Annotated in this window: 21 protein-coding genes and 1 tRNA gene; 10 read left to right on the forward strand and 12 right to left on the reverse strand. The window is 66.9% G+C overall.

The features are described 5' to 3' along the window. Window positions 1-122: 122 nt before the first annotated feature. The 3 genes from VO57_005695 to VO57_005705 form a co-directional block, all read right to left on the reverse strand. A complete protein-coding gene (locus VO57_005695) occupies window positions 123-1,643 on the reverse strand; it encodes a Do family serine endopeptidase (protein ID XBL70832.1) in 1,521 nt (506 codons plus the stop codon). Window positions 1,644-1,810: 167 nt separating this feature from the next. Beyond that, complete coding sequence (locus VO57_005700) at window positions 1,811-2,659, reverse strand: protease modulator HflC (GenBank protein XBL70833.1); 849 nt, start codon at window positions 2,657-2,659, stop codon at window positions 1,811-1,813. A 2-nt stretch (window positions 2,660-2,661) separates the two neighbouring features. Further along, window positions 2,662-3,876 (reverse strand): protease modulator HflK, encoded by a 1,215-nt coding sequence (locus tag VO57_005705; protein ID XBL70834.1) that lies wholly within the window; start codon window positions 3,874-3,876, stop codon window positions 2,662-2,664. A gap of 74 nt (window positions 3,877-3,950) precedes the next feature. Here VO57_005705 and VO57_005710 point away from each other — a divergent pair, with 74 nt between their 5' ends. The 4 genes from VO57_005710 (at window position 3,951) to VO57_005725 (ending at window position 9,783) form a co-directional block, all read left to right on the forward strand. Beyond that, the gene (locus VO57_005710) at window positions 3,951-4,934 is read left to right on the forward strand and encodes an Mrp/NBP35 family ATP-binding protein (GenBank protein ID XBL70835.1); all 984 of its coding nucleotides are present in this window, start codon (window positions 3,951-3,953) and stop codon (window positions 4,932-4,934) included. Then, window positions 4,931-7,246, forward strand: coding sequence for a molybdopterin cofactor-binding domain-containing protein (locus tag VO57_005715; GenBank protein XBL70836.1), 2,316 nt, complete (start codon window positions 4,931-4,933; stop codon window positions 7,244-7,246). The genes VO57_005710 and VO57_005715 overlap by 4 nt, the downstream gene beginning before the upstream one ends. 61 nt (window positions 7,247-7,307) lie before the next feature. After that, a complete protein-coding gene (gene hemH, locus VO57_005720) occupies window positions 7,308-8,336 on the forward strand; it encodes a ferrochelatase (protein XBL70837.1) in 1,029 nt (342 codons plus the stop codon). A 58-nt stretch (window positions 8,337-8,394) separates the two neighbouring features. Further along, window positions 8,395-9,783 carry a cytochrome P450 gene (locus tag VO57_005725; GenBank protein ID XBL70838.1) on the forward strand — a complete coding sequence of 463 codons (1,389 nt, stop codon included), beginning with the start codon at window positions 8,395-8,397 and terminating at the stop codon, window positions 9,781-9,783. 163 nt (window positions 9,784-9,946) lie between these two features. Here VO57_005725 and VO57_005730 read toward each other — a convergent pair whose 3' ends face one another. Beyond that, window positions 9,947-10,153 (reverse strand): DUF1674 domain-containing protein, encoded by a 207-nt coding sequence (locus tag VO57_005730; GenBank protein ID XBL70839.1) that lies wholly within the window; start codon window positions 10,151-10,153, stop codon window positions 9,947-9,949. Between VO57_005730 and VO57_005735 the strand changes: the two genes are divergently transcribed. Continuing rightward, window positions 10,152-11,408 (forward strand): methyltransferase domain-containing protein, encoded by a 1,257-nt coding sequence (locus VO57_005735; GenBank protein ID XBL70840.1) that lies wholly within the window; start codon window positions 10,152-10,154, stop codon window positions 11,406-11,408. The genes VO57_005730 and VO57_005735 overlap by 2 nt on opposite strands. Before the next feature lie 190 nt (window positions 11,409-11,598). On the opposite strand, the gene VO57_005740 is transcribed toward VO57_005735, so the two are convergent. The 3 genes from VO57_005740 to msrA form a co-directional block, all read right to left on the reverse strand. Then, window positions 11,599-11,865 carry a hypothetical protein gene (locus VO57_005740; GenBank protein ID XBL70841.1) on the reverse strand — a complete coding sequence of 89 codons (267 nt, stop codon included), beginning with the start codon at window positions 11,863-11,865 and terminating at the stop codon, window positions 11,599-11,601. Between the two features lie 186 nt (window positions 11,866-12,051). Then, the gene (locus tag VO57_005745; GenBank protein ID XBL70842.1) at window positions 12,052-12,489 is read right to left on the reverse strand and encodes an FKBP-type peptidyl-prolyl cis-trans isomerase; all 438 of its coding nucleotides are present in this window, start codon (window positions 12,487-12,489) and stop codon (window positions 12,052-12,054) included. Between the two features lie 287 nt (window positions 12,490-12,776). Next, window positions 12,777-13,331: a peptide-methionine (S)-S-oxide reductase MsrA gene (msrA, locus tag VO57_005750; GenBank protein XBL70843.1), complete on the reverse strand. Its 555-nt coding sequence runs from the start codon at window positions 13,329-13,331 to the stop codon at window positions 12,777-12,779. Between the two features lie 131 nt (window positions 13,332-13,462). Between msrA and VO57_005755 the strand changes: the two genes are divergently transcribed. The 5 genes from VO57_005755 to VO57_005775 all read left to right on the forward strand — a co-directional run bounded on the left by VO57_005755 (window position 13,463) and on the right by VO57_005775 (window position 16,551). Beyond that, on the forward strand, window positions 13,463-14,302 hold the full coding sequence (locus VO57_005755; protein XBL70844.1) for a class I SAM-dependent methyltransferase: 840 nt from the start codon (window positions 13,463-13,465) through the stop codon (window positions 14,300-14,302). A gap of 67 nt (window positions 14,303-14,369) precedes the next feature. Continuing rightward, complete coding sequence (locus VO57_005760; protein ID XBL70845.1) at window positions 14,370-15,113, forward strand: SIMPL domain-containing protein; 744 nt, start codon at window positions 14,370-14,372, stop codon at window positions 15,111-15,113. Between the two features lie 9 nt (window positions 15,114-15,122). Next, window positions 15,123-15,974, forward strand: a complete 852-nt coding sequence (gene aguB / locus VO57_005765; GenBank protein ID XBL70846.1) for an N-carbamoylputrescine amidase — start codon at window positions 15,123-15,125, stop codon at window positions 15,972-15,974. Between the two features lie 25 nt (window positions 15,975-15,999). Next, window positions 16,000-16,485, forward strand: coding sequence for a 2-amino-4-hydroxy-6-hydroxymethyldihydropteridine diphosphokinase (gene folK / locus VO57_005770; GenBank protein ID XBL71297.1), 486 nt, complete (start codon window positions 16,000-16,002; stop codon window positions 16,483-16,485). Further along, window positions 16,476-16,551: transfer RNA gene (locus tag VO57_005775), tRNA-Lys, on the forward strand. The genes folK and VO57_005775 overlap by 10 nt, the downstream gene beginning before the upstream one ends. Window positions 16,552-16,555: 4 nt before the next feature. Here VO57_005775 and VO57_005780 read toward each other — a convergent pair. From VO57_005780 to VO57_005800, 5 genes are all read right to left on the reverse strand, one after another. Further along, entirely contained in the window at window positions 16,556-18,142 is a 1,587-nt protein-coding gene (locus VO57_005780) for a sodium/solute symporter (protein XBL70847.1), read from the reverse strand. 62 nt (window positions 18,143-18,204) lie between these two features. Then, window positions 18,205-20,256 carry a glycoside hydrolase family 97 protein gene (locus VO57_005785; GenBank protein XBL70848.1) on the reverse strand — a complete coding sequence of 684 codons (2,052 nt, stop codon included), beginning with the start codon at window positions 20,254-20,256 and terminating at the stop codon, window positions 18,205-18,207. Further along, window positions 20,256-21,881 carry an alpha-amylase family glycosyl hydrolase gene (locus VO57_005790; protein ID XBL70849.1) on the reverse strand — a complete coding sequence of 542 codons (1,626 nt, stop codon included), beginning with the start codon at window positions 21,879-21,881 and terminating at the stop codon, window positions 20,256-20,258. The genes VO57_005785 and VO57_005790 overlap by 1 nt, the downstream gene beginning before the upstream one ends. Next, window positions 21,881-23,692, reverse strand: coding sequence for an alpha-amylase family glycosyl hydrolase (locus VO57_005795; protein XBL70850.1), 1,812 nt, complete (start codon window positions 23,690-23,692; stop codon window positions 21,881-21,883). The genes VO57_005790 and VO57_005795 overlap by 1 nt, the downstream gene beginning before the upstream one ends. Then, window positions 23,689-25,170: a tryptophan halogenase family protein gene (locus VO57_005800; protein XBL71298.1), complete on the reverse strand. Its 1,482-nt coding sequence runs from the start codon at window positions 25,168-25,170 to the stop codon at window positions 23,689-23,691. The genes VO57_005795 and VO57_005800 overlap by 4 nt, the downstream gene beginning before the upstream one ends. Between the last annotated feature and the right edge of the window lie 130 nt (window positions 25,171-25,300).

The raw sequence follows: 25,300 nt of genomic DNA on the forward strand, positions 1-25,300 counted from the left end.
TCGGCTTGGTCGCGACACTCCCCCCGGCCGACAGTACCGCGCAAAGGAAAGCCCCGGAGGATCGCTCCTCCGGGGCTTTCTTGTTGTTAGGCTCCCCACAAGGGGGCGTCGGTGGCGAACCCTTACTGGATCCGCACGCCGATATAGCCGGACGGGCCACGCACGCGCTGGATGCGCAGCACGACCGAGGGGCGACCATCCGCTTCGGCGGCGCGAACGATTTCCTCCAGCTGTGCGGTGGTGGTGACCGGCTGGTAGTTGGCCGACAGGATGATGTCGCGGCGCTGGATCCCCTTGCGCGCCGCGTCCGAGTTCTGGTTGACCGCTGCCACGGCCAGCCCCTGCGTATCCGCCGAGACGCCCAGCTGGCGCGCGATCGTCGGATTGATCGGCACGACGCCAAGGCCCAGCTTCTCTGCCAGGAATTCGCCCTGATCGAGCGGCGCGTTCATCTCGTCTTCTTCGTCGTCGGCACCGAACATCTGCGACTGGGCCAGCTCTTCCGCGCTCGGGCGGGTGCCGACCTTGACGTTCAGCTTGCGCCGCTTGCCGTCGCGGATCAGTTCGACGGGGACGGTCGTGCCCGGCTTGATGTTGGCCACCAGGAACGAGAGCGTCTGGTCCGGGGTCACTTCACGGCCATTGACCGAGACGACGACATCGCCCGCCTCGATGCCCGAGCGCGCTGCCGCCTCGCCATCGACCACCGACTGCACGATCTCGCCACGGTTGCGCGGCAGGCCGAGCGCGGCGGCGAAATCTTCCGTCACCGGGCCGATGCTGACGCCCAGATAGCCACGTTCGATGGTTTCGCCCTTGCGCAGCCGCTCCACGATCGGCGCGGCGGTGTCTGCTGGAATGGCGAAGCCCACGCCCACGCTGCCGCCCGAGGGCGAGAGGATCGCGTTGTTGATGCCGATCACGTTGCCCTGCATGTCGAACAGCGGGCCGCCCGAGTTGCCGCGATTGATCGCCGCGTCGGTCTGGATGTACCGGTCGTAGGCACCCGCGCCCGCAGTGCGCAGGACCGACGAGATGATCCCGCTGGTCACTGTGCCGCCAAGGCCGAAGGGGTTGCCGATCGCGACCACCCAGTCACCCGCGCGCGCCTTCTCCGAATCGCCGAACTTGACGAAGGGGAAGGGTTCGCGGCGGTCGATCTTGAGCACCGCGAGATCGGACTCGGCATCCTTGCCGATCAGCTTCGCTTCATATTCGGTGCCGTCGGGCATGGTCACGGTGATCTCTTCGACGGTGCCGTTGCCCTGCGGGGTGACGACGTGGTTGTTGGTCACCACATAGCCATCGGCGGAGACGATGAAGCCCGAGCCGAGCGACTGTCCTTCGCGGGTGGTCGGCTGGCCGCCGCCACGATCGCCGAACATGCCTTCGAACGGGGTGCCCGCGAAGGGGTTGGTGCTTTGCACTTCGACCCGCTGGCGGGTGGAGATGTTGACCACCGCCGGGGCGAGTTGCTCGGTCAGGTCGGCGAAGCTCGCCGGGGCACCCGCACGGGGGACCGCCGTCTGGATCTGGGGGTCCGCATTCTGGGCAACTTGCGCGCCAGCCGGTTGGCCGGTCACGAGGGAAATGGTCGCGCCGCCGATCAGCAGCGCCGAAGTCAGGCCATAAGCATATCGCACGGGTCTCACGTCCTTCTGGTTCCTTTTTTCTACTCGTCGACCTCACCCCTGTCGGTAACGCAGGGGGGCCGTTCTCTATCCCCGCCGCACTCAAAGGGGCGGGCGCTTAATCGCGTTTGAACGGCCCGGCATCCCGCACTGAGAACGCCGGGCTGTTCGACGAACGGTCAACGGCGTCCGCGGAACTGCCGCAGATATTCGTTGTCGGGCGAGAGGATGATATTGCTCTCGCTCTTGGGCTGACCGTTTTCGTCGGTCGCCGCGAAGGTCGTGTCGTAGCTCTGCATCGCGCGGTAGAAATCGTAAAATTCCGGGTCCTTGCCGAATGCGGTGGCGTAGACCCGCGCGGCTTCGGCATCGGCCTCTGCGCGGATGATCCGCGCATCGCGGCTGCCCTGCGCGCGGATCGTGCGCGCCTCGCGCTCGCGATCGGTCTCCATCCGCTGGAACGCCGATTGCAGCGGCGCGCCATCGGGCAGGTCGGTGCGCTTGATCTGCACGTCGATCACTTCCGCGCCGTACTGGCGGGCCTGCCGGTCCAGATTGGTGCGGACCACGGCCAGCGCGCTGCCGCGCTCTGCGGTCAGCATGGCCTGGAAGGTGCGGCGGCCGAGTTCCTGCCGCAGGACCGAGTTGAGGATCGGTTCCAGCGCGGTGCGCACCCCTTCGGTGGTGCCCGCACGTTCGACCATGCGCACCGGATTGACGATCCGGAACCGGGCATAGGCGTTGACCAGCAGGCGCTGCTGATCTTGCGAGAGCACTTCCTCGTCGGTCATTTCGAGGTCGAGCACGCGCTTGTCCACGCGGCGGACCGTATCGACGAATGGAATGCGCAGATATAGCCCGGCGCCCTTGGTGCCGTTGATCGTGTTGACCGTGCCGACCGGCTCACCGGTGCGCAGGACGACCGCCTGCTCACCTTCGGGGACGATGTAGATGCTCAGCATCAGCGCGACCAGGCCGACGCCGGCGAGGACCAGCAGGCTACTATATTTTTGCCACAGGTTGCTCATGATCACTGGCTCCCGCTGGCGTTGGAATTGGTGGAAGGCTGGGCCGGCTGCGCGGGCGTCACCGTGGTCGACCGGCGGCGGTTGACCTCGGGCAGCGGCAGGTAGGGCGTCACATTGTCCGTCTCGACAATGGTTTTGTCGGTCTGGCTCAGCACGCGTTCCATGGTCTCGTAATAGAGCCGGCGGCGGGTGACTTCGGGCGCGAGGCGATATTCCTCGTACACCTTGTCGAACGCCTCGGCCTCACCCTGCGCATTGGCGATCACCTGCTGGGCATAGCCGCGCGCCTGGTTACGCGCCGCGTCGGCATTCTGTTCGGCGACCGACACGTCGCGGAAGGCATCGACCACTTCGCTGGGCGGGTCGGCCTTGTCGATTTCCACACCAAGCACGTTGATCCCGGCGCGATAGCGGTCGAGCACGCGCTGCATCCGCTCGCGCACCGCCAGTTCGATTTCCGCACGACCCTGGCCTGAGAACGTCTCGTCGAGGGTCTTTTCCGCGACCGTCGCGCGCATCGCGGCCTCGGCCACTTCGTTGACGGTCTCTTCCGGTTCGGCGAGGCGGAACTTGAACTGCTCCAGATTCTTGATGTTCCAACGCACGATATAGCTGAGGTCGACCAGGTTCTGGTCGCCGGTCAGGATCAGCTTGGCGCGGGCCTGGCTGCCCGGGATCTGCACCGCGCGAACCCCTTCGACATCGACGACATCGACCGTTTCGATGGGGAAGGGCGCGGTGAACTTGAGGCCGGAATCGAGCGTGCGGGTATAGGCGCCGAAGGTCTGGACCACCGCCTTTTGCTGCGGGCCGATCAGGTGCGTGCTGGTCACGCCGATCCAGATCAGCACCACTACCGCGACGATCACCGGCACCCAGCTCTTGCCGCCGGGGCGCTCGGGCATGCGGAAATTGGGGCCGCCGGGGCCACCCGGGCCGCCGGGGCGACGCCGTGGGCCTTCGGGGCCGCGGTTCTTGAAGATATCCTCGATCGAGGCGGAACGCCGCTCTCCATCGCGGCCGCCCTGCGGCAGCCACGGATTGCGTGGGCCCTTGGGCCGGTCCTCCGAAGGCTTGCCGTCCGAGCCATCGCCATCGCCGCCGGGCGCGCCGGAGCGGTCGCCACCGTCGTCGTCGCCGCCGGAAGAACTGCCCCAGGGATTTTTGCCAGCCATCGCCAGCGCGATTCGCGAGTGAAACCCGTCCAAGATTTTCATGCCATCCTGTATAGGAACCAAGTTTCACGAAAAACAGGGGTTGCCCGCGCATTTTTGCTGTTAATGACGGGCGCGTGACGAGCAACGGACAGACAGAGCTGGAGACGGTCAGGAAGGCGCTACCCGCCGACCTGGCCACGCGGATCATCTCGGCGCGGCAGCGCGAGGATCGATGGACGCTGGTGGTGGATGGCGAGGGGCTGGATGCCCCCGCGCGAGAGCGGATGGAGGCGCAGCTGCACAGCGCGCTTGCGCCCGGCGATGCCGATCCCGCACCCGCGATCGCCTTCATGGGCGAACGTGTGCGCCGCCGGATCATCGCGATCGGATCGGGCAAGGGCGGGGTCGGCAAATCGACCGTGACCGCCAATCTCGCGGTTGCGCTGAAGCGTGCAGGGGTGAAGGTCGGCGTGATCGATGCCGATATCTACGGCCCCTCGCAACCGATCCTGCTCAAGAGCGAGGATCTGAAGCCCGAGGCGGAAGGCGAGACGCTGCAACCCGTGCGCGGCGTGGCGGATATTCCCATGCTTTCGATGGGGCATCTGGTCGCCAAGGGCCGCGCGCTCGCGTGGCGCGGGCCGATGGCTGGGCGCGCGCTGGCGCAATTGTTCGAAGCCAACTGGGGCGATACCGAGCTGCTGCTGGTCGACCTGCCGCCGGGCACCGGCGATGTGCAGATCACCATGCTCCAGAAGTTCAAACCCGATGGCGCGGTGATCGTGTCGACTCCGCAGGACCTCGCGCTGGCGGACGCTGCGCGCGCGGGCTCGCTGTTCGATCAGGGCGAAGTGCCGATCCTCGGCCTGGTCGAGAACATGGCCGGCTATGTTTGCCCCCATTGCGGCGAGGCGAGCGATCCGTTCGGTTCGGGCGGGGTGGAACGCGCGGCGGGCCGCCTCGACCTGCCGTTCCTCGGGCGCATTCCGCTGAGCCACTCGGTGCGCGAAGCGAGCGATGCGGGCGATCCGGTCGCGCTGGGCGATACGCCCGAAGCGCAGGCGTTCCACGCCATTGCGCGGCAGATCGCGGTGGCCGAGGGACTCGCGAAGGCATGACCGTGCTGCGCCGGGATGCTCCGGCCCGGCGCGGCTTTCACGTCTCCCGGCGCGGCGTGCTCGCGGGCGCGGCTGCCGGTGGCGGGCTGGTGGTCGCTTACCTGCTCTTGCCACAGCGATTCGACGCGCCGCTGAAACCCGGCGAGGGCGAGGCCGGGTTCAACGCCTGGATCAAGATCGCCACGGATGGCGTGATCACGGTCGCGGTGCCGCAATGCGAGATGGGGCAGGGCGTCACCACGCTGATCCCGCAGCTCGCCGCGATGGAGCTGGGCGCCGACTGGCGGCAGATCGCGGTCGAGCCTGCGCCGCCTGCAGGTGCCTATCCGAACCTTGCGCTCGCCAGCCACTGGGCACCGCTGTGGATGGCGGGCGGAGCCGACCTTGCCAGCGATCCCGACTCGCTGCTCGCGCGCCGCTTTGCCGAGCGCACGCGCTTTACCGCCACCGCCGCAGGCACCACGCTCGCCTCCTACGAAATCCCCGTGCGCGAGGCTGCGGCGACCGCGCGATCGATGCTGATCGCCGAAGCGGCGGCGCGGTGGGATATCGCGCCCGAACAGTGCCGCGCGGCGGATGGCTTCGTGATCGCGGGCAAGCGCCGCCTGCGCTTTGCTGAGCTTGCCGAAGGCGCGTCGCGGCGCGATCCGCCATCGGTCGCTCCGCTGCTCAGTGAAGAGCCCGCCGAGGCACCGACCGGGGCGGGAACGGGCGGCGACACGGCCTTCCCCCGGCTGGACCTGCCCGCCAAGGTCGACGGCAGCTTTCTGTTCGCGGGCGATATCCGCCTGCCCGGCATGGCCTTCGTCGCGATCCGGCAGGGGCCGCTCGCCAATGCGCGGCTCAAGAGCTTCGACCGCAAGGCGGCGGCGAACATGCGCGGGCTGCTGGGCATCGTCAAAGCCAACCGCTGGCTCGCGGCTGCCGGGGAGACCTGGTGGGCAGCGGAGCGCGCGCTGGCAGCGATGAAGCCGGTCTTCGCGCTGGCCAACCCTGCCGATAGCGACATCATCGCCAATGCGCTCGCGAAAGGGCTGGAAAAAGGCCCGGCGCAGAGGATCGCGCTGATCGGGGCGAGCGAGGTGGTCGACGGAAAGCCGACCGTCACGCGCCGCTACGACGTCGCCCCCGCCGTGCACGCGCCGATCGAAACCGCGAGCGCGACCGCGTGGCTCAAGGACGGCAAGCTGACGCTGTGGATCGCCAGCCAGGCGCCCGAGCGCGCGCGGGTCGCGGCGGCGCGCGCGGTCGGCATCGGAGTGGAAGATGTGGTGCTGGTGCCGATGGCGGCGGGCGGCAGCTTCGATGCGCGGCTCGACCACACCCACGCGATCCAGGCGGCGGTGATCGCGCGCGAGCTCGACCGCCCGGTGCAGCTGGTCTGGTCGCGCTGGCAGGAGATGATCGGCAGCCCGCCACGCGCGCCAGCCGCCGCAGAAATATCCGCGCGGCTGGGCCGTGACGGCAGCATCATCGCGCTCAAGACCACGATCGCGATCCCGCCCTTCATGCGCGAACAGGGTGCGCGCCTGTTCGACAACCGCACCACCATCGCCGCGCGCGAGGAGAGCGCGGGGCAGGCGGACCCGCTGGCGCTGTCGGGCGCGGTGCCCGACTATGAAATCCCCAATCTTGCGGTCGATCACGTGCCCGTCTCGATCGGCCTGCCGGTGGCGCGGATGCGTGGCGGCGGCGATGCCCTGAGCGCGTTCTTCTCCGAAAGCTTCATCGACGAACTTGCCGAGGCGCTGGGGCGCGAGAAACTGTCTTACCGCGTGGCGATGCTGGGGCCGGACCTGAAGATGGTCGAGGTGCTGCAACGCGCCGCGCGGCTGGCCGAATGGAACGGTGGCGAGGTTGCCAGCGGGCAGGGGTTGGCCTGCCACAAGATGACGCTGGGCACGCGCAGCGGGCGGATCGCCTGCGTTGCCGAGGCGCGCGCAGGCGAGGGCGGGGTGCGGGTCACGCGGCTGAGCGCGGCGGTCGATATCGGGCGGATCGTCAATCTCGATCTGGCGCGCCAGCAGATAGAAGGCGGGCTGATCTACGGCCTGTCGCTCGCGGTCGGATCGGCGATCGGGTTCAATGGCGGATTGCCCACCACCAGCCGTCTTGCCGGGCTCAACCTGCCTACGCTAGCCGACACGCCCCAGATCGCGGTCGAATTTGTCGCCAGCGACGATCCGCCGTTCGATCCCGGCGAACTGGGCACAGTGATCGCCGCCCCGGCGATCGCCAACGCGCTTTCCTCGGCCACCGGGCAGCGGTTCCGCAGCCTTCCGCTCGATCTCGCATCGGCGCAGCCATCTTGAGAGGCGCCATTGTGAACACTGGCACCTTGACGAATGCGCTCGCTTGCCCTTGGCGGTGCGCATGACCTGGCAGGATCAGCAACTCCCCGAGGGGCACCCCTCCGTACGCTCGGGCAAGATCGGCGTGCTGCTGGTCAACCTGGGCACCCCCGTCGCGCCGACCACCGCCGATGTGCGGACCTATCTGGCCGAATTCCTGTCGGACAGGCGCGTGATCGAGATTCCCGCGCTGGTCTGGCAACCGATCCTGCGCGGCGTCATCCTCAACACCCGGCCCCAGAAATCGGCGGAAGCGTACCGCAAGGTGTGGAGCGAGGACGGCTCCCCGCTCGCCGCGATTACCAAGGGGCAGGCGGTGGCGATGCAGGGCGCGCTGGGCGGCGACGGGCGCGTGATGGTCGACTGGGCGATGCGCTACGGCGCGCCGTCGATCCCCGACCGGCTCGCCGCCTTGCAGGATGCCGGGTGCGACCGCATCCTGCTCGCGCCGATGTACCCGCAATATTGCGCCGCGACGACCGCCACCGTGGTCGACAAGGCGGGCGACTGGCTGCGCGAACAGCGCTGGCAGCCGAGCCTGCGCACCCTCCCGCCCTATCACGACGAGCCGCTTTATATCGACGCGCTGGCCGCGGATATCGGTCGCCAGCTGGATGCGCTGGACTTCGTGCCCGAACTGCTGCTGCTCAGCTTCCACGGGATGCCCGCGCGCACGCTGACCCTGGGCGATCCGTACCACTGCCACTGCCACAAGACCGCGCGCCTGCTCGAAGCGAAGATGGCGTCACGGGGCCTGCGTTTCCGGACCAGCTTCCAGTCGCGCTTCGGCCGGGCCAAGTGGCTCGAACCGGCCACCGACGCGGTGCTGGAAGAGGAAGCGCGCAGCGGCACGAAGCGAATCGCGGTGGTTGCGCCCGGTTTCTCCGCCGATTGTCTGGAAACGCTCGAAGAGCTGGCCATCGAAGGGCATGAGCAGTTCGTCGAAGCGGGGGGCGAAGAATTCGCCGCGCTCGCCTGCCTCAATACATCGGATGCCGGGCTTTCCATGCTCGAGACGCTGTTGCGGCGCGAACTGGCAGGGTGGATCTGACGACTGGATTTGCCGCGCGAGCTAATTTACATTGGGGTTAATAAGGAGAGGATACCCGATGGCAACGCTCGCAGCTCACCAGCCCGCAAACGTCCGTCCGCAGCACTGGAAGGACGCCAACCCGACCAAGGCCGACCTGTCGCATATTCCCGGCGAACAGGGCCTGCCGGTCGTCGGCAACACCTTGAAGATGCTGGCAGATCCGGTCGGGTTTACCAAAGGCATGGTCGAGAAATACGGCCGCGTCTATCGCAACAACGCGTTCGGCGGCACGGTGGTGGCGCTGATCGGCGCGGATGCGAACGAGCTGGTGCTGTTCGACCGCAACAAGATCTTCTCCAGCGAACAGGGCTGGGGCCCGATTCTCGACAAGCTGTTCCCGCGCGGGCTGATGCTGATGGATTTCGACCATCACCGGGCCGACCGCAAGGCGCTGTCGATCGCCTTCAAGCCCGAGCCGATGCGCCATTACGTCGGCAGCCTCAACCGCGGGATTTCGGAGCGGATGGAGGAATGGGGCGCAGGGGAGATGAAGTTCTACCCCGCGATCAAGCAGCTGACGCTGGACCTCGCGGCGGACAGCTTCATCGGCATCCCCTTCGGTGCGGAAGCGGACAAGGTGAACCAGGCCTTTGTCGACATGGTCCAGGCCTCGGTCGCGCCGATCCGCCAGTCGCTGCCCTTCACCAAGATGAAGCGCGGCACCGATGGGCGTGCCTATCTGGTCGAATATTTCACCAAGGAAACGCAGCGCCGCCGGGCCGAGGGCGGCGGGCAGGACATGTTCAGCCAGTTCGCCACCGCCACGCGCGACAATGGCGAATTGCTGCCGGTCGACGAGGTGGTCGACCACATGAACTTCCTGATGATGGCCGCGCACGACACGATCACCTCCTCCGCGACATCGCTGGTCTATTACCTCGCCAGGAGCCCCGAATGGCAGGACAAGCTGCGCGAGGAACTGCGCGCGATCACCGGCGGGGAAGGGCGTGCGCTGAATTACGAGGAGCTTGCCAAGGCCGAACTGACCGAGATGGCGTTCAAGGAAGCGCTGCGGATGATCCCGCCGGTCCCCACGATCCCGCGCCGTGCGCTGGAGGCGTTCGAGTTCGGCGGGTATCACATCCCCGCGGGCACTCCCGTCGGCGTGAACCCCACCTTCGTTCACAATGACCCGGAAATCTGGGATTCGCCCGAAACGTTCGATCCCATGCGCTTCACCCGCGAGGCGGAGAAGGCGCGGCACAAATATGCCTGGGTGCCCTTCGGCGGCGGCGCCCACATGTGCCTGGGGCTGCATTTCGCCTATATGCAGATCAAGATCCTGATGGCGCACATGCTGACCCGTTACCGGATCGAAGTGGCGGAAGATTACGCGCCCGACTGGCAGGCGTGGCCGATCCCGCAGCCCAAGGACGGGCTGCAGATCAGGCTGGTGCGGATCTGAGAAAAGTCGCTCCTCCCCGTTTTCGCGTCAGCGCAAATGGGGAGGTGGCAGGCGCCGCAGGCGGGTGACGGAGGGGTAATGGCGCAAGCGCCCCTCCACCCCGACACCTGCGGTGTCGCGGTCCCCCTCCCCATTTGGCTTCGCAAAACGGGGAGGATCGAAGCTAGAAATCGATCGCGATTCCGTCCTTCACCCAGTCGCCGTAGCGCGTGGGGCTGAGGCCCTTGGGATCCTCCACGCTCGCGTCGATGGGTTCGGGCGCTGGCGCTGGATCGTCTTTCCAGTGCGCAGGCTTCTTGAAGTCTTCGGGGCGTTCGGTAGCGCGTTTCATATGAGAGAAATGATCCTGTTCGCCCCCGGTTTCAAGCATGGCCAATAACAGCAACGATATTCCCGGCCTGCCCGCACGCCGCGCCGCGCTGCGCCTGCTCGACGGCGTGCTGCGCCGGGGCGAGACGCTGGAGCAGAACGAGACGGCGGCCCTGCGCGGTCTGCCTGCTTCCGACGCCGGGCTCGCGCGCGCGATTGCGGCGGAAACGCTGCGCTGGCTGGTCGATTTCGACGCGCTGATCGACAGCGCGACGCGCGAGGTTCTGCCCGAGGATGCCAAGCCGCGCACCGTGCTGCGGCTGATGCTGGCGCAGTGGCTGCGGCTCGACACGCCGCCGCACGCGGTAGTCGCGACCGCGCTGCCGCTGCTCTCGGGAGGGCCCAAGCGGCTCGCGCATGGTGTGTTCGGCGCGCTGACCAAGCGCGGGGTCGAACTGCCCGCTGCACCGACGCTGCCCGAAGCGGTGGCCGAAAGGTGGGGCGAACGGGCCGAGGCGATTGCCGCGGGCCTCGCCGAACCGCCTCCGCTCGACCTGACGCTGCGCGATCCCGCGCAGACCGCCGAATGGACGGTGAAGCTGGGCGCGGACAGCCTGATGCCGGGCCACCTGCGCCTCTCGCGCGGGCAGGCGGTGCACGGGCTCGAAGGGTTCGAGGATGGCGCGTGGTGGGTCCAGGACCTCGCCGCCTCGCTGCCCGCGCGCCTGCTGGGCGACGGGCAGGGCAGGCGCGCGCTCGACCTGTGCGCCGCGCCCGGCGGCAAGACGCTGCAACTGGCAGCGCAGGGGTGGCAGGTGACCGCGCTCGACATCTCGGCCAAACGGCTCAAGCTGTTGGAGGAAAACCTCGAGCGCACCGGGCTGGAGGCAGAGGTGATCGCCGCCGATGCCTTCAAGTGGGAGCCCCCAGCGGAAAATGGCGCGAAGTTCGACGCGATCCTGATCGACGCGCCGTGCACCGCCACGGGGACCGCGCGCCGCCACCCCGATGTGCTCCACCGCATCGGCCCGCGCCAGATCGAGCAGATGGCCGAGGTACAGGCGCGCCTGATCGAGCGCGCGAGCGGCTGGCTCACCCCCGGCGGCGCGCTGGTTTATGCCGTGTGCTCGCTCGAGAGCGAGGAAGGCGAGGAACAGGCGGAGAAGGTCTGGCTGCCGCGTGAGCCGGTCAGCGCCGAGGAGCTGCCCGCAGGCCTGTCACCCACCGCGCACGGCACCCTGCGCACCGACCCCGGAATGCTGCCCGAACACGGGGGCCTTGACGGGTTCTTCATCGCGCGCTGGCGCAACAGTTAGCCACTTAACTCCCCTCCCTTTGGGGAGGGGTCGGGGGTGGGGGTTCTGCGCCACCGGCCTTTGGCACACCCCCACTCAATCTCCCCCTCAAGGGGGAGGAGCATGGTGCGGCTGTCCTGATGCGCTGGTCCGCGGAAGAGAAGTCACTGCTATGGGGTGGAAAGCGGAGGGTGGACCGCTCTCCATGCCTTCAATAAATCAAGTTTAAGGATTCGAGCAGAAACAGAACTGCGGTGAATACCATCAGCGCCAGCCCAAGTGTTCCGACAATACGGAACGCTACCGTGAACCAAAGGTATGGCTGCTTGCGGTTCCCCGCCCGGTTTCGAAAAGCTGGGTGCGGCGAGAAGAACAGGTGCGGAACGCCGGTCTTGATCTCTCGATAGAGTGTGCGTGCTGTTAGCCAAAAAAACAGCGTGGTTGCGACCAGAACTATCATCGACATGGGCGTAGACATGGGGATCTTTTAGCTGCGTTCATGCTATGCCCGCAATGGGTTCGGAAGCTGCCCACCCCAAAGAAAAACGGCCTGCGGGCATTCGCCCGAGGCCGCTTCTCGTATCCAGAATTCCGCCCAGATCGGGCGGAGTTCGTCAGTCCTCAGGCCGCATCGAACTGCGGCCCGTCACAAGGCTCGCGCGAGTTACGCGGCTTCCTTGATCTCGACCAGCGTCACGCCGAAGGTCAGGTCTTCGCCTGCCAGCGGGTGGTTGCCGTCGGCCTTGACCGAATTGTCGTGCACTTCGGTGATCACGAGCTGGATCGGCTGGCCGTCCTGGCCCTGCGCGGAAAGCTGCATGCCCGGCTGCGGGGCGGGCTCTGCGGGCAGGTTCTCGCGCGGCACGTCGATCACCAGCTCCTCGCGGCGCGGGCCGAAGGCGTTGTCACTCTCGATCTTGACCTGCTGGACCGAGCCGACTTCCATTCCGTCGAGCGCGGCTTCGATAGCGGGGAAGATTTCCTGCTTGCCGAGCGTGACGACCTGCGGGCCGCTTTCTTCGGTGTTGCCGACGACCTGGCCGGCTTCGGTCTTCACAACGAAATCGATCGCGACGGTGTCGCCGTTCTTTGCGGTAGGCATAAGCTATTTCCTCTCTGACTGAGGGTTGGGGCTGCGAGCGATTGCGCGGCCACGGGAATATTCGATGCGCACCAACGTGGGGCCAAAGCCGCGAGGTGCAACCCCGAAGGGCAAATCTGTCGTTTCGGCGCTGTCCTACAGCCGCCCGCGCATGCCATCCTCTCGTCATGCGCCAAGATACGAAAACGCCGGCCCGGGCCGCCTTTCATGGCGCCCGGACCGGCGGTGGTTTTCTAGGCCCTGGACTGTGTGTCAGGTGTGTCAGGGATGGGCCGTGGCGCCCGCAATCAGGCGTCGTCCTTGACGTATTTCTGGAAGCTCTTGCGCAGCTTCATCAGCTTGGGCGGAATGGTCGCCTGGCAATAGGGATTGCGCTGGCCTTCGCCGTCCCAGTAGTCCTGATGATAGCCCTCGGCCGAATACCAGGTCGCGGTCTGCTCGCCGTCGGACATGCCTTCGATCGTGGTCACCGCCATCTCGCCGTTGGCGGCATTCCAGCGGCCGATCGCGGCTTCGGCTTCTTCCTGCTGCTTCGCGTCGAGCGGGAAGATCGCGCTGCGGTACTGCGTGCCCACATCATTGCCCTGCCGGTTGAGCTGGGTCGGGTCGTGCGTGCCCATGAACATGTCGAGCAGTTCGGCATAGCTGATCGTGTCGGCGTCGTAGGTCACCTTCACGGCCTCGGCATGGCCGGTATTGCCCGTGCACACTTCCTTGTAGGTCGGGTTCTGCGTGGTGCCGCCGATATAGCCGCTCTCGACGCTCTCGACGCCGATCACGTCCTTCATCACCGCCTCGGTGCACCAGAAGCATCCGCCTCCGAAAATTGCCGTCTCTGCCATTGTGGTATTCTCCTTTGCAGGGGAGGTAGGAAGCCTGCGCGCGATTGCCATGCTCGCGCGGCGGCTCTGCTTGCCTTGGCTCCTCGTGGCCCTAGAATACGGGCCACACATAACCCCGGGGAGAATATCTGATGCGCCGTTTCACCAGCCTGCTCGCGCTTGCCGCGTTCGCCGTCGCCACGCCTGCGCTCGCCGATCACCACGGCGAGGCGATGATGGGCGAAAGCCATGCACACCATCCCGCGCTCAAAGCGGCAGTCGCCTCCGATGTGCGGGGCGAGGATTCGCAGCGCGACGAGTGGCGCCACCCGTTCGAAACGCTCGACTTCTTCGGGGTGAAGCCGGGGATGACCGTGGTCGACTACATGCCCGCAGGCGGCTGGTACACGCGCATTCTGGTGCCCTATCTGGGCAGCGAGGGGCGCTATGTCGGCCTCACCCCCGACCCCGCTGCGGCGGATGCGGAGCGTTTCGGCGAGTATTTCGGCGGCCTGCCGGGCAAGTTCGCAGAGGTTTCCCCAAGCTGGAACCTCAGCGGCGCGCCGGTCAGCATCTACGCCTCGCAGGACGTGCCCGAAGCGATGGCGGGCCAGGTCGATCGCGCGCTGATCTTCCGCGAAATGCACAACCTGCTGCGCTCGGGCGTGCTCTATACCGAGCTCACCCGCATCCGTTCGATGCTGAAGGACGACGGGATGCTCGGCATCGTGCAGCACCGCGCGAAGGCGGATGCGCCGGGTGACTACACCAATGGGAGCAAGGGCTACCTGCGGCAGGAAGACGTCATCGCGCTGGTCGAGGCGCACGGGTTCGAACTGGTGGGGATGAGCGACATCAACGCCAACCCCGCCGACCCGGCCAACTGGGAAGGCGGCGTGTGGACCCTGCCGCCGAGCAATAGCGGCGATGTCGCCGGGGCAGCAGAGACAGGCGAAAGCGACCGGATGACGCTGCTGTTCAGGAAGCGCTGAGCCCTGTCAGACGCGGTTCAGGCAGGCGGCGGCAGGCGCTGAGACATGGTCTCATTGAGGATTTGCCATGGATTTGAAGCATCTGCCCCTGCTCGCCGTGCCGCTGGCGCTCGCCGCGTGCCAGCAACCGGCCTATGACCCGCGCGGGGTCGATCATGACGAAACGCTGCTGTCGGTCAGCGCAACGGGCGAATCCGAAGTGCGACCCGACGAGGCGTTCTTCCAGGTCGGGGTCGAGAATTTCGGGCCGACCGGCAAGGCGGCAAGCGATGCCAATGCGAAGGATATCGCCAAGGTGGTCGCCGCGCTGAAGGAGGCGGGGGTGCCTGCGGACGATATCCAGACGCGCACCGTCGGCATCCAGCGGATCCAGTACGGCGACCGCAAGGGGCAGTACCAGGCGAACAACATCGTCGCGGTGACCGTGCGCGATATCGAGAAGGCGGGCGATGCCGTGACCGCGGCGACAGAGGCGGGCGCCAACGTGTTCTCCGGCCCGGACCTGCGCATCTCCGACAGCGAGAAGGCGGCCAACACCGCCTATGGCGAGGCGTTCAAGGCCGCCAAGGCCCGCGCGCAGGCCTATGCCGATGCCGCCGATATGAAGATCGCCCGCGTGCTCACCATCCGCGATGGCGGCGGGTCGCAGGGCGATCGCTACATCCCCGGCGCACCGCCCCCGCCGCCGCCCGTCGCGCCGATGGTCCGCACGCAGGCGGTGACCGAAGAGGCCGGCGGCGGGGTGATCCAGCCCGGCCAGACGACCAGCCGCGTCTCCGTGCAGGTGGACTTCGCGCTGGTGCCAAAGTAACCGGCGGCGATGCGAGAAATCACCGTAGCCGCGCTCCAGCTGGAGCTTGGAGCCCAGGACGAGGCAGAGAATATCGAGGCCGTGTCCTCGCTGGTCGAGGAAGCGGCCTCTCGCGGCGCGCAGGTGATCCTGCCGCCCGAGCTGTTCGACGGCCCGTACTTCTGCAAGCACGAGGACGAGGCGCTGTTCGCCCGCGCCGCACCGACCGCAGAGCACCCCAACGTGCGCGCGATGGCGAAGCTGGCAAAGAAGCTGGGCGTGGCGATCCCGACCAGCTTCTTCGAAAAGGACGGCCCGCACCACTACAACACGCTTGCGATGATCGGCGCCGATGGGGAGATCATGGGCGTCTATCGCAAGAGCCATATCCCCGATGGGCCAGGCTACGAAGAGAAGTACTACTTCCGCCCCGGCAACACCGGGTTCAAGGTGTGGGACGTTTTCGGCACCAAGATCGGCGTCGGCGTGTGCTGGGACCAGTGGTACCCGGAAACCGCGCGCGCGATGGCGCTGATGGGGGCCGAACTGATGTTCTACCCCACCGCGATCGGCTCCGAACCCTATGACGCCAGCTTCGATACCAGCCGCATGTGGCAGCGCGCGATGCAGGGGCACTCGGTCTCCAACTGCATGCCCGTGATCGCCGCCAACCGGATCGGCACCGAGGACGGCCAGACCTTCTACGGCCACTCCTTCATCACCAACGAATGGGGCGACAAGCTGGTCGAGTTCGGGCGCGAGGAGGACGGCGTGCTGGTCGCGACGCTCGATCTCGATACGGCGGCGAAGCACCGCGCGGGGATGGGCTTCTTCCGCGATCGTCGGCCTGAACTCTACGGCCGCTTGGCTGAGGACGTTTAAGCTGAGCGAGACCTATCTGATCGCGCTGGGCAGCAACCGGCGCCATGGCGAGCATGGCCGCCCGCATGAGGTCGTGCGTGCGGCAATGGAGGAGCTGAGCGCGCTCGGCACGGTGACCCGGCGCAGCCCGGTGATCGCCAGCGCAGCCATAGGCCCCGCGCGGCGGCGCTTCGCCAATGCGGTGGCCGAGTTGGAGAGCGACCATGCCCCGCCGGAACTGCTGGGCGAGCTCAAGCGGCTTGAACGCGGGTTCGGCAGGCGGCGTGGGCAGGCCTGGGGCGACCGTGTGCTCGATTGCGATATCGTCCTGTGGTCGGCCGGGGCGTGGCTTGGCGATGACCTGACGATCCCGCACCCGGCCTTTGCGCGGCGCAGCTTCGTGCTCGGCCCGGCCTGCGCGATTGCGCCCGGCTGGCACGATCCTGTCACCGGGCTTTCTTTGCGACAGCTTCACGCCCGCTTGACCCGCCCGCGGGCCCTGCCTAGTGAGCGCACCCGGTCGGACCCTTAGCTCAGTTGGTAGAGCAAGATACTTTTAATATCGAGGTCGCTGGTTCGAGCCCAGCAGGGTCCACCAACCCTCACCACAGCAAGACGTAAAGCGTCGCAAGGATCGCGATCACCGCTACGCTGAGCGTGTTGAACAGCGGGCTGGTGGCGAAGGCGATGTCGCCCATCCGCACCGTCCGCTCCTCCTCGGGACGACCCGTGACGCGCGATACCAGCGCGGCGGCGACCAGCGCGATCACGAACACGATCCAGATACGGATGATGAAGGGCACGTCTGGTGCGGCGAACTTCAGCACCACATTGACGCCGAGCGACCCGATCAGCGCGGTGTAGGCCCCCGCCGCATTGCTCCGCCCGTCGAAGAAGCCGAGCAGGAAGACCACCACCACGCCGGGCGCGATGAAGCCGGTATATTCCTGCACCGTCTGAAACCCGCTGGCAAAGCCGCCGATGAACGGGCGGGCGAGCACCAGCGCAATACCCATCGCGGCAAAGGCGGCGATGCGGCCCACGGTGACGTAATGCGTCTCGGCCCGGTCGGGCCGCCATGCGCGGTAGAGGTCCATCGTGAAGATGGTCGAGATGGAGTTCATCATCGATGCAAGGCTGGAGACCACCGCCGCGATCAGCGCGGCGAACACCAGGCCGCGCAGGCCTGCGGGCGCGAAGGCCATCAGCTCTCCATAGGTGCGGTCGCTCTGGGCCGCGATCGCCGCCCCGTCGATCGTGCCCTGCTGCGCCAGCATCACTGCCGCGATCCCGGGAATGACCACGATGAATGGCGTCAGCAGCTTGAGGAGGGCGGCAAAGGCGAGGCCCTTCTGCGCCTCGCCCAGGCTCTCCGCGCCCAGCGCGCGCTGGATAATGTACTGGTTGAAGCCCCAATAGCTGAAGTGGAGCACCCACAGCCCGCCCAGCAGCGTCCAGATCCCCGGCAGATCGCCATAGGCGGGGTTGTCGGGGGCGAGGATCATCTCGAAATGCCCCGGCATCTCGCGCATCAGCAGCGCCAGGCCTGCCATCGCGCCATCCGCGCCATCGAGCGCGTCGAGCGCGATCCAGGTGATGGCGAGCCCGCCGATAATCAGGATCACCACCTGAATGATGTCGGTCAGCGCGACTGCCTTCAGCCCGCCGTAGAGCGAATAGAGCGCGGCGAAGCCCGCCAGCGCGGCCATCGCGCCGAACACGCTCCACCCGGTGAGCGAAGAGATCGCGAGCCCGCCCAGCCACAGGACGGTGGTCAGGTTGACCGCCGTGTACAGCGCGACCCAGAAAAGGCTCATCAGCGTCTTGACCCCCTCGCCATAGCGCTGCGCGAGGAATTGCGGCATCGTGTAGATGCGGCGCTTGAGGAAGATCGGCAGGAAGAACTTGGCGACGATGATCAGGACCAGCGCGGCCTGCCACTCATAGGCCGCGATCGCGATCCCCACCGCATAGCCCTGGCCCGACTGGCCGATGATCTGTTCGGCGGAGATGTTCGACGCGATCAGCGATGCGCCGATCGCCCACCACGGCAGCGCGCGCCCGGCGAGGAAGTAATCCTCGGTATTCTTGTCGCGCCCCTTGGGTTCGCGCGACACCGCCAGCGCGATGCCCAGCAGGGCGAGCGCGTAACCCGCGATGATAATCAGGTCGATCGTCTCGAGCGCCATCGGCTCATTCCCCCCAGCGGATTGCAGCTACAGATATTCGGCGCACGGCCACGCCCCCGGTCTTATCCGACAGGTTTCAGCTGCATCGCAAGCCCGCCACCGGGCGCGAGGCGTACGGTGTAGGTGTCGCCGCGCCGGATCGTCAGCGTGTCGTAGGCGATGTCGTGCCGCGCGTCGGTCTCGTAGGTCGCGGTGGGGCCGTCCTTCCACACGCGTGCGGTGTAGGCCTGACCATCGTCGAGGAAGTCGAACCTCAACTCAACCGTCCGCTCGGTCGCGTCGTTGACGCCGCCGACATACCAGTCCTCGCTATGGCGATCCTTGCGCGCGAAGATCGCGTAGTCGGCCACTTCGCCCGCGATCAGGTGGCTCTGCGCCCAGTCGGCGGGGACCATGCGGATGAACTCAAGCTCTTTCGGATGCGCCTCGAGGCTCTCGACGAAATCGGCGGCCATCTGGATCGGCGAATAGATCGCGAGATACAGGCCGAGCTGCTTGGCCAGCGTCGAGGCGATCGGATCGCCATTATTGCCGACCAGCCCGAGCACGCCGGGTGTGTAATCCATCGGGCCGGACAGCATCCGGGTATAGACCAGCGTCGGATCGTGCTCGGTCCCGTTGGCGAATGCGCCCCAGGCGTTGTATTCCTGCCCCCGCGCGCCCTCGCGGCTGACCCAGTTGGGATAGGTCCGGCGCAGGCCGGTATCCTTGACCGGTTCGTGCGGATTGATCGCGATGCCGCGCTTGGCCGCTTCGGTGACGACCTTGAGGTGGTGCTGCACCTGCCGCTGGCCGTCGTGCCACTCGAACACCTCGTCCCCGCAAGGCTCCGCGATATCGGCGTTGCAGCTTATGATCCCGCCCGCATCGGCGACGTAGCCGGTCTTGACCACATCCACCCCATGCGCGGCATACATATCGAGCGAGTCTGCCAGCTGGCGTTCGTAGACCTCGATATTGCCGCCGGTTTCGTGGTGGCCGATCAGGTGGACGCCCTTCGATGCGGCGTAGGCGGTGACTTCGTCGAAGTCGAAATCGGGGTAGGCCTGGGTGAAGCTGTAATCGCGGCCATTGCCGAACCACTGGCCGTCCCAGCCCACGTTCCACCCTTCGACCAGCACGCCGCGAAAGCCGTTGGCGGCGGCGAAATCGATATATTGCTTGGCCCGCTCGGTCGTTGCGCCGTGCTTGGGCCCCTGCGCCCAGCTCCAGTCGCCGCGGATCATGCCCCACCAGATGCCGACATACTTCGCAGGCTCGAAATAGCCTACATTGCCGAGTTTATTGGGCTCGTTGAGATTGAGTTCGAGGTTGCTCTCGACCAGCCCGGCAGGCCCGTCGGCAATGCGGATCGTGCGCCATGGCGTGGTGAAGGCGCCTTCGCGGACCACCTTGGCCCCCCGGCTCGACGGGGCGAGCACGGCGCGAAAGCGGGTGCCGTCGACGCGCCGCAGCCACATGCCCGCGTAATCGACCAGCGCGGCCTCGTGGAACGCGAGGTGCGTGCCGTCGGCCAGCCGCAGCGTCATCGGCGTGTGCGCGGTCGACACCTCGGCCAGCGGGGTCTCGTTGTAGAGATATTCGTAGCGGTTCCAGTCGCCGCCCGGAATCCACCACGCGGTGCCGTCTGCTGCGGCTTCGGGCGCGATGACGAACTCGGTCAGCTCGTTGGCAATCCGGGTGACCGGCGCCGCATCGCTGCCGGGGAATTCGTATCGGAAGCCGATCCCGTCGTCGAACACGCGCATCCGCACGGTCAGCGCGCGCCTGGAGGTATCGCGGGTTTCGCGGAAGGTGACCGCCAGTTCGTTGTAATGGTCGCGTACGAAGCGCCGCTCGCCCCACGGCTGCTCCCAGGTGTCGTCATGGCTGGTGCGCGTCTCGCTCTCGATCGCGAAGTTGCGGCGCATGGTTTCGGCATCGGTGAAGGTGAAGCCGAGCAGGCTGTCGGCAATCAGCGGCTCGCCGTCGCGGTCCACGCGGTAGAACGCCTTGCCTTCGTTATCGACGTCCAGCTGCACCACGATCCGCCCGTCGGGGGAGGATACCTCGGCGGCGGAGAGCGGCGCGGCGAGCGCGAGGAGCGAGAACAGGGCAGCCAGCAGGGCACGCATCACGCGGTCTCCAGAATAAGCGCGGCGAAGGGGGGCAGGGCGCTGGTGGTGGCGCCATTGGCGGCGAGCAGTTCGCGCCCTTTTACGTCGATCGCGTGCTCGCTCGCGCCCAGATTGAAGATGCACAGCACGCTTTGCCCTTCGGCCTCGCGGGTCAGCCACAGCAGGTCGCCATCGGCGCGGCACTGCGCGACGCGTCCCTGCCGCAGCGCGGGGGTTTCGTTACGCAGCGCGAGCATCCGGCGGGTGAAGCCGAGCAGCGCCTCGGGATCGTTCGCCTGGGCATCGACCGCGCGGGTCCGGTTCGCCTCGCCGACCGGCAGCCACGGCGATCCGGTGGAAAACCCGCCCGTGGGATCATGCGCGACCCACGGAATCGGGGTCCGCACGCCGTCGCGCGAGAGGGTCAGCGGCCAGTTGGCGATCGCTTCGGGATCGTGGAGCTGTTCGAACGGGATATCGTCCTGTTCGAGGCCCAGCTCTTCGCCCTGGTAGATGATGATGTTGCCGCGCAGCGAGGCGAGCAGCGCCATCTTCATCCGTGCAAAGGCGGCGATGTCTTCGGGTGAGCAACCGGCCGGGCACCAGCGCGACACCGCGCGCGGGGCGTCGTGGTTCTCGAACGCCCAGCTGGGCCAGCCGGTGCCGGGATCGTCGGGCCATTCGGCCAGCGCGGCGCAGACCAGCCCGGGGGTCAGCCGGTCGGCATAGAGGAAGTTGAAGCCATAGGCGGAATTGAGATGCGCCTCGCCCTGCGTGAAGGCCTTCATCTCCGCCTCCGCCTCGTCCCCGCCGACCTCGGCGACGGTGAAGATACCGTCATACTCGTCGGTCAGCGTCCGGATCCGCTCGATGAAATGGGGGATGTCGGGGTGCGACATGTTGTATTTCTTGAGCTGGAAATCGAACGGGCGCGTGCGCGGCCTGTCGGTTGCGGGTGCGGGCGGATTGTCGCGCAATTGCGGGTCGTGCATCGCGAAATTGAGCGCGTCGATCCGGAAGCCGTCGGCCCCGCGATCCAGCCAGAAGCGCATCACGCCCAGCAATGCGTCCTGCACTTGCGGGTTGTGCATGTTGAGCTGCGGCTGGCTGCTGAGGAAGTTGTGCAGGTAATACTGCCCGCGCCGCGCATCCCAGGTCCATGCCGGGCCGCCGAACACGGATTGCCAGTTGGACGGGGGCGACCCGTCGGGCTTGGCATCGGCCCACACGTACCAGTCGGCCTTCGCATTGGTCCGGTCCGAACGGCTCTGCGCGAACCATTCATGCTCGTCCGAGGTATGCGAATAGACCTGATCGATCAGCAGCCTGAGGCCAAGCTCGTGCGCGCGGGCGACCAGCGCGTCGAAATCGGCGAGCGTGCCGAAGATCGGGTCGACGTCGCAGTAATCGGACACGTCGTAGCCGAAATCCTTCATCGGGCTGGTGAAGAAGGGGCTGACCCAGATCGCATCGACGCCCAGATCGGCAACATGCTCCAGCCGCGACGTGATGCCCGGCAGATCGCCGATCCCGTCGCCGTTGGAATCCATGAAGCTGCGCGGATAGATCTGGTAGATCGCCGCGCCGCGCCACCATTGCGCGTCTTTTGCAGCAGCGGGGGAGGGTTGCATCGCGCTCGCCATCAGTTGCGCTCCAGCTCGCACACGGCCCAGCCGAAGGGGGGAAGGGTGAACCGCGCGCTGCCCGGCGCGGTCGGTTGGGCGGGGCAGGTGCCGTCGAGGGTTTTCAGCGTGGTTTCCTTCATGTCGATTTCCACGTTCCGCGTGATCGCTTGCCCACTGGTGTTGAACACCAGCAGGACCGTCTGCCCGCTTTCGGGGTCGCGGCGGATGAGTGAGAGCAGGCCCGGCTCGCGGTCGAACGTGCCGATCTGGGTGAGCCCGCGGCGCAGCGCAGGCGTCGCCTTGCGCAGCGCGGAAAGCCGCGCGATCATGCGGTAAAGCGGGTGGTCGGCGGCATAGTTCGCGTCCGCCGTGGTCGCCTGCGTGCCGAGCAGGTCGTTGTCGTTGTAGTCGGCCACTCGGCTCGCGAACATGTCCTCGCGCGCCTGCTGGTCGTTGCCGTCGGAGATGAAGCCCTGCTCGTCCCCGTAATAGACCGTCGGTATACCGCGCAGGGTCAGCAGCATCGCATGGCCCAGCATGGTGCGCGCAAGCAGTTCCGACTGGCTGGCATCCGGATTGCCCGCTTTCACGAACATCGAAAAGCGGCCCATGTCGTGATTGCCGAGGAAGGTCGGCAGGCGCAGCGCGGCTTCCTCGCCCCCCGCGTAGAGCACATCGCCTTCGAGCATCTGCACCAGCACTTCGGGCGAGGCATTGTCTGCCACCACATCGCGCACCGCGGACTGGAAGGTGAAGTCGAGCACGGCGGGCAGGGCGTCGCGGTGGGTATAGGCCGCCAGCGGGCCGGGGCGCGCACCGTCGACATAGACTTCGCCGAAGATCAGGAAATCCGCGATCCCCTTGGCCTCGGCGCGCGCCTGCATCGCGGGCACGAAGGCCTGCCAGAACTCGGGGTTCACATGCTTGACCGTATCGATCCGGAAGCCGTCGATCCCGAACCGGTCGATCCAGCTGCCGAAGATATCGATCATCCCGGCAAGCACGCGCGGATGCTCGGTCGCCAGATCGTCGAGCCCGGCGAAATCGCCATAGACCGCGCTTTCGCCCCACCACTCGCTGTTGCCGCGGTTGTGGTAGTAGATCGGATCGTTGAGCCATGCGGGGACTTTGATGTCCCGCTCCGCCTCGGGCACTACGGGGGTGTAGGCGAAGCGTGGATCGGTCAGCTTGGCCCAGTTTTCTGCGCCGGGATCATCGTCGCCCGCGAAGCCCGGGTTGATCCGCTCACCCTCCGGCCCGCCAAGGGTGGAATAGGGATAATCCGCCTTGCTGCGATAGGCATAGTCGCCGCCCGCATACTGGATGACGTCGGCGGTGTGGTTGGTGATGATGTCCATATAGACCTTCATCCCGCGCGCGTGCGCGGCATCCACGAAGGCCTTGAACTCGGCATTGGTGCCCAGATGCGGGTCGACCGAGGTGAAGTCGGTCACCCAATAGCCGTGGTAGCCCGCGCTCTCCTCACCCGCCGGGCCCTGCACCGGCTTGTTCTTGAAGATCGGCGCGAACCAGATCGCGGTGACGCCGAGGCCCTGGATATAGTCGAGCTTCTCGGTCAGGCCCTTCAGATCGCCGCCGTGGTAGAAGCCGCGATGGGTCGGGTCGTAGCCGCTTTTGAGCCGGTCCGCCGGATAGCCGCCGGTATCGTTGGCCGTATCGCCATTGGCGAAGCGGTCGGGCAGGACGAAATAGATCACCTCGTCCTGAGACAGGCGCTCGCCTGTTGCGGCGGCTGACTCCTGCGCCAGCGCGGGGGTCGCAAAGCCGAGCAGGCTGGCTGCGGCGAGCAGGGTGACGGCGCGCTTCATCGGGCGGTCTCCGAAACCGGGGTGGGGGATGGATTGGTAGCGCGGGGCATGCAGTAGGCGCGCAGAAACTCGACATGCGACGGCATGGCATCGACCAATCGGCCGATCCCCGCCTCGATCTCGGCCAGCATCCGCTCCAGCGCGGCGGGATCGGTCGACGCGGCGAGGGGGTGCAGCGTTTGCGGCATCACCTCCTGCCCGATCAGCACCTGCGCCCAGCCGGGGATGGTGAACAGCTCTTCGTGCTCGCGATGGATGAAGCCGCTGGCTTTGAACTGCTCGATCTTCGCGGTCAGCGTGTCGGGCAGGGCCATTTCGCGGCAGCGATCCCAGAAGGGTTCGCCGACGCGCCCGTTCGCCCAGTAATGCAGGATCAGGAAGTCGCGGATGCGGGTCCATTCGAACTCGGCCTGCCGGTTGAACTCTGCGCGCATCGCGGGCGCAGGCTGCTTGTCCGGCAGCATGTTCAGGAGCCGCGCGATCGACGACTGGATCAGGTGGATGCTGGTCGATTCCAGCGGCTCCATGAACCCGGCGGCCAGCCCCAGCGCGAGGCAGTTGTGCGACCATTGCTGCGCGCGAACGCCGGTGGTGAAGCGCAGGCGGTTGGGCGTGGCCTGAGGCGCGCCGTCGAGATTGGCGAGCAGCTGCGCCTCGGCCTCCTCGTCGGAAAGATAGTCGCTGCAATAGACCAGCCCGTTGCCGATCCGGTGCTGCAACGGGATGCGCCATTGCCAGCCGGCGGAGTGGGCGGTGGAGCGGGTGTAGGGGGTGAACTCGCCCTTGGTGGCGCACGGCACCGCGACCGCGCGGTCGCACGGGAGCCAGTGGCTCCAGTCCTCGAACGGCGTCGCCAGCTCCTGCCCCAGCAGCAGGCTGCGAAAGCCGCTGCAATCGATGAAGAAATCGCCCGCGATCCGACGTCCGTCTTCCAGCGCCACTGCCGCGACGTCGCCGCTCGCGCCATCGCGCTCGACCGAGGCGACCTTGCCTTCGATCCGCGCCGCGCCGCGCGCTTCGGCCAGGCGGCGCAGGTAGGCGGCGTAGAGGCTGGCGTCGAAGTGGTACGCCCATGGCATGTCCGGCACGCTCTGCCCTGCATCGCCGCGCCACATCTGCATCTTGAGCGCGCGCGCCGCGCGCTCGTTGAGCGAGTAGGTGGCGAGGTCTTTTGCCACGCCCAGTTCGCGGCCGCGCAGCCACAGCTGGTGGAAGGGGAGCAGGCCCGCGCCCGCGCCGATCTCGCCGAAGGCATGCATGTAGCTGGCACCCGCGCGCGACCAGCCGGCGAATTCGATGCCGAGTTTGAAGGTGGCTTTGGTCTCGCGCAGAAACTCTGCCTCGTCGATCCCCAGCGCCTGATTGAACAGGCGGATCTGCGGTATCGTTGCCTCGCCCACGCCGACCGTGCCGATCGCCTCGGACTCGACCAGCGTGACCGCGCAGGGCGTCAGTCGCGCGAGCGCTGCCGCCGCCATCCACCCGGCGGTGCCGCCACCGACGATGACGATGGCGGGCGGTTCGGTCTCGCTGGAACTGGTCCGGTTCACGCTCACCTCCCATCCTCACCCGCGCGCAGGGCGCATGGCAAGAATTAGGGCCCGGGCA

It is taken from the genome of Citromicrobium bathyomarinum (assembly GCA_001306305.2).
Taxonomy (GTDB): Bacteria; Pseudomonadota; Alphaproteobacteria; order Sphingomonadales; family Sphingomonadaceae; genus Alteriqipengyuania; species Alteriqipengyuania bathyomarina.

What these genes read in the sequence shown, in the direction of transcription:
- VO57_005790 (XBL70849.1), bottom strand. Translation starts at nt 21,881, where the DNA reads ATGGCGAGCGCGATGCAACCCTCCCCCGCTGCTGCAAAAGACGCGCAA.
- VO57_005745 (XBL70842.1), bottom strand. Translation starts at nt 12,489, where the DNA reads ATGCCTACCGCAAAGAACGGCGACACCGTCGCGATCGATTTCGTTGTG.
- VO57_005730 (XBL70839.1), bottom strand. Translation starts at nt 10,153, where the DNA reads ATGCTTGAAACCGGGGGCGAACAGGATCATTTCTCTCATATGAAACGC.
- VO57_005735 (XBL70840.1), top strand. Translation starts at nt 10,152, where the DNA reads ATGGCCAATAACAGCAACGATATTCCCGGCCTGCCCGCACGCCGCGCC.
- VO57_005780 (XBL70847.1), bottom strand. Translation starts at nt 18,142, where the DNA reads ATGGCGCTCGAGACGATCGACCTGATTATCATCGCGGGTTACGCGCTC.
- aguB (XBL70846.1), top strand. Translation starts at nt 15,123, where the DNA reads ATGCGAGAAATCACCGTAGCCGCGCTCCAGCTGGAGCTTGGAGCCCAG.
- VO57_005755 (XBL70844.1), top strand. Translation starts at nt 13,463, where the DNA reads ATGCGCCGTTTCACCAGCCTGCTCGCGCTTGCCGCGTTCGCCGTCGCC.
- VO57_005740 (XBL70841.1), bottom strand. Translation starts at nt 11,865, where the DNA reads ATGTCTACGCCCATGTCGATGATAGTTCTGGTCGCAACCACGCTGTTT.
- VO57_005800 (XBL71298.1), bottom strand. Translation starts at nt 25,170, where the DNA reads ATGGCGGCGGCAGCGCTCGCGCGACTGACGCCCTGCGCGGTCACGCTG.
- hemH (XBL70837.1), top strand. Translation starts at nt 7,308, where the DNA reads ATGACCTGGCAGGATCAGCAACTCCCCGAGGGGCACCCCTCCGTACGC.
- VO57_005785 (XBL70848.1), bottom strand. Translation starts at nt 20,256, where the DNA reads ATGCGTGCCCTGCTGGCTGCCCTGTTCTCGCTCCTCGCGCTCGCCGCG.
- VO57_005715 (XBL70836.1), top strand. Translation starts at nt 4,931, where the DNA reads ATGACCGTGCTGCGCCGGGATGCTCCGGCCCGGCGCGGCTTTCACGTC.
- VO57_005760 (XBL70845.1), top strand. Translation starts at nt 14,370, where the DNA reads ATGGATTTGAAGCATCTGCCCCTGCTCGCCGTGCCGCTGGCGCTCGCC.
- VO57_005725 (XBL70838.1), top strand. Translation starts at nt 8,395, where the DNA reads ATGGCAACGCTCGCAGCTCACCAGCCCGCAAACGTCCGTCCGCAGCAC.
- VO57_005700 (XBL70833.1), bottom strand. Translation starts at nt 2,659, where the DNA reads ATGAGCAACCTGTGGCAAAAATATAGTAGCCTGCTGGTCCTCGCCGGC.
- msrA (XBL70843.1), bottom strand. Translation starts at nt 13,331, where the DNA reads ATGGCAGAGACGGCAATTTTCGGAGGCGGATGCTTCTGGTGCACCGAG.
- VO57_005705 (XBL70834.1), bottom strand. Translation starts at nt 3,876, where the DNA reads ATGAAAATCTTGGACGGGTTTCACTCGCGAATCGCGCTGGCGATGGCT.
- VO57_005795 (XBL70850.1), bottom strand. Translation starts at nt 23,692, where the DNA reads ATGAAGCGCGCCGTCACCCTGCTCGCCGCAGCCAGCCTGCTCGGCTTT.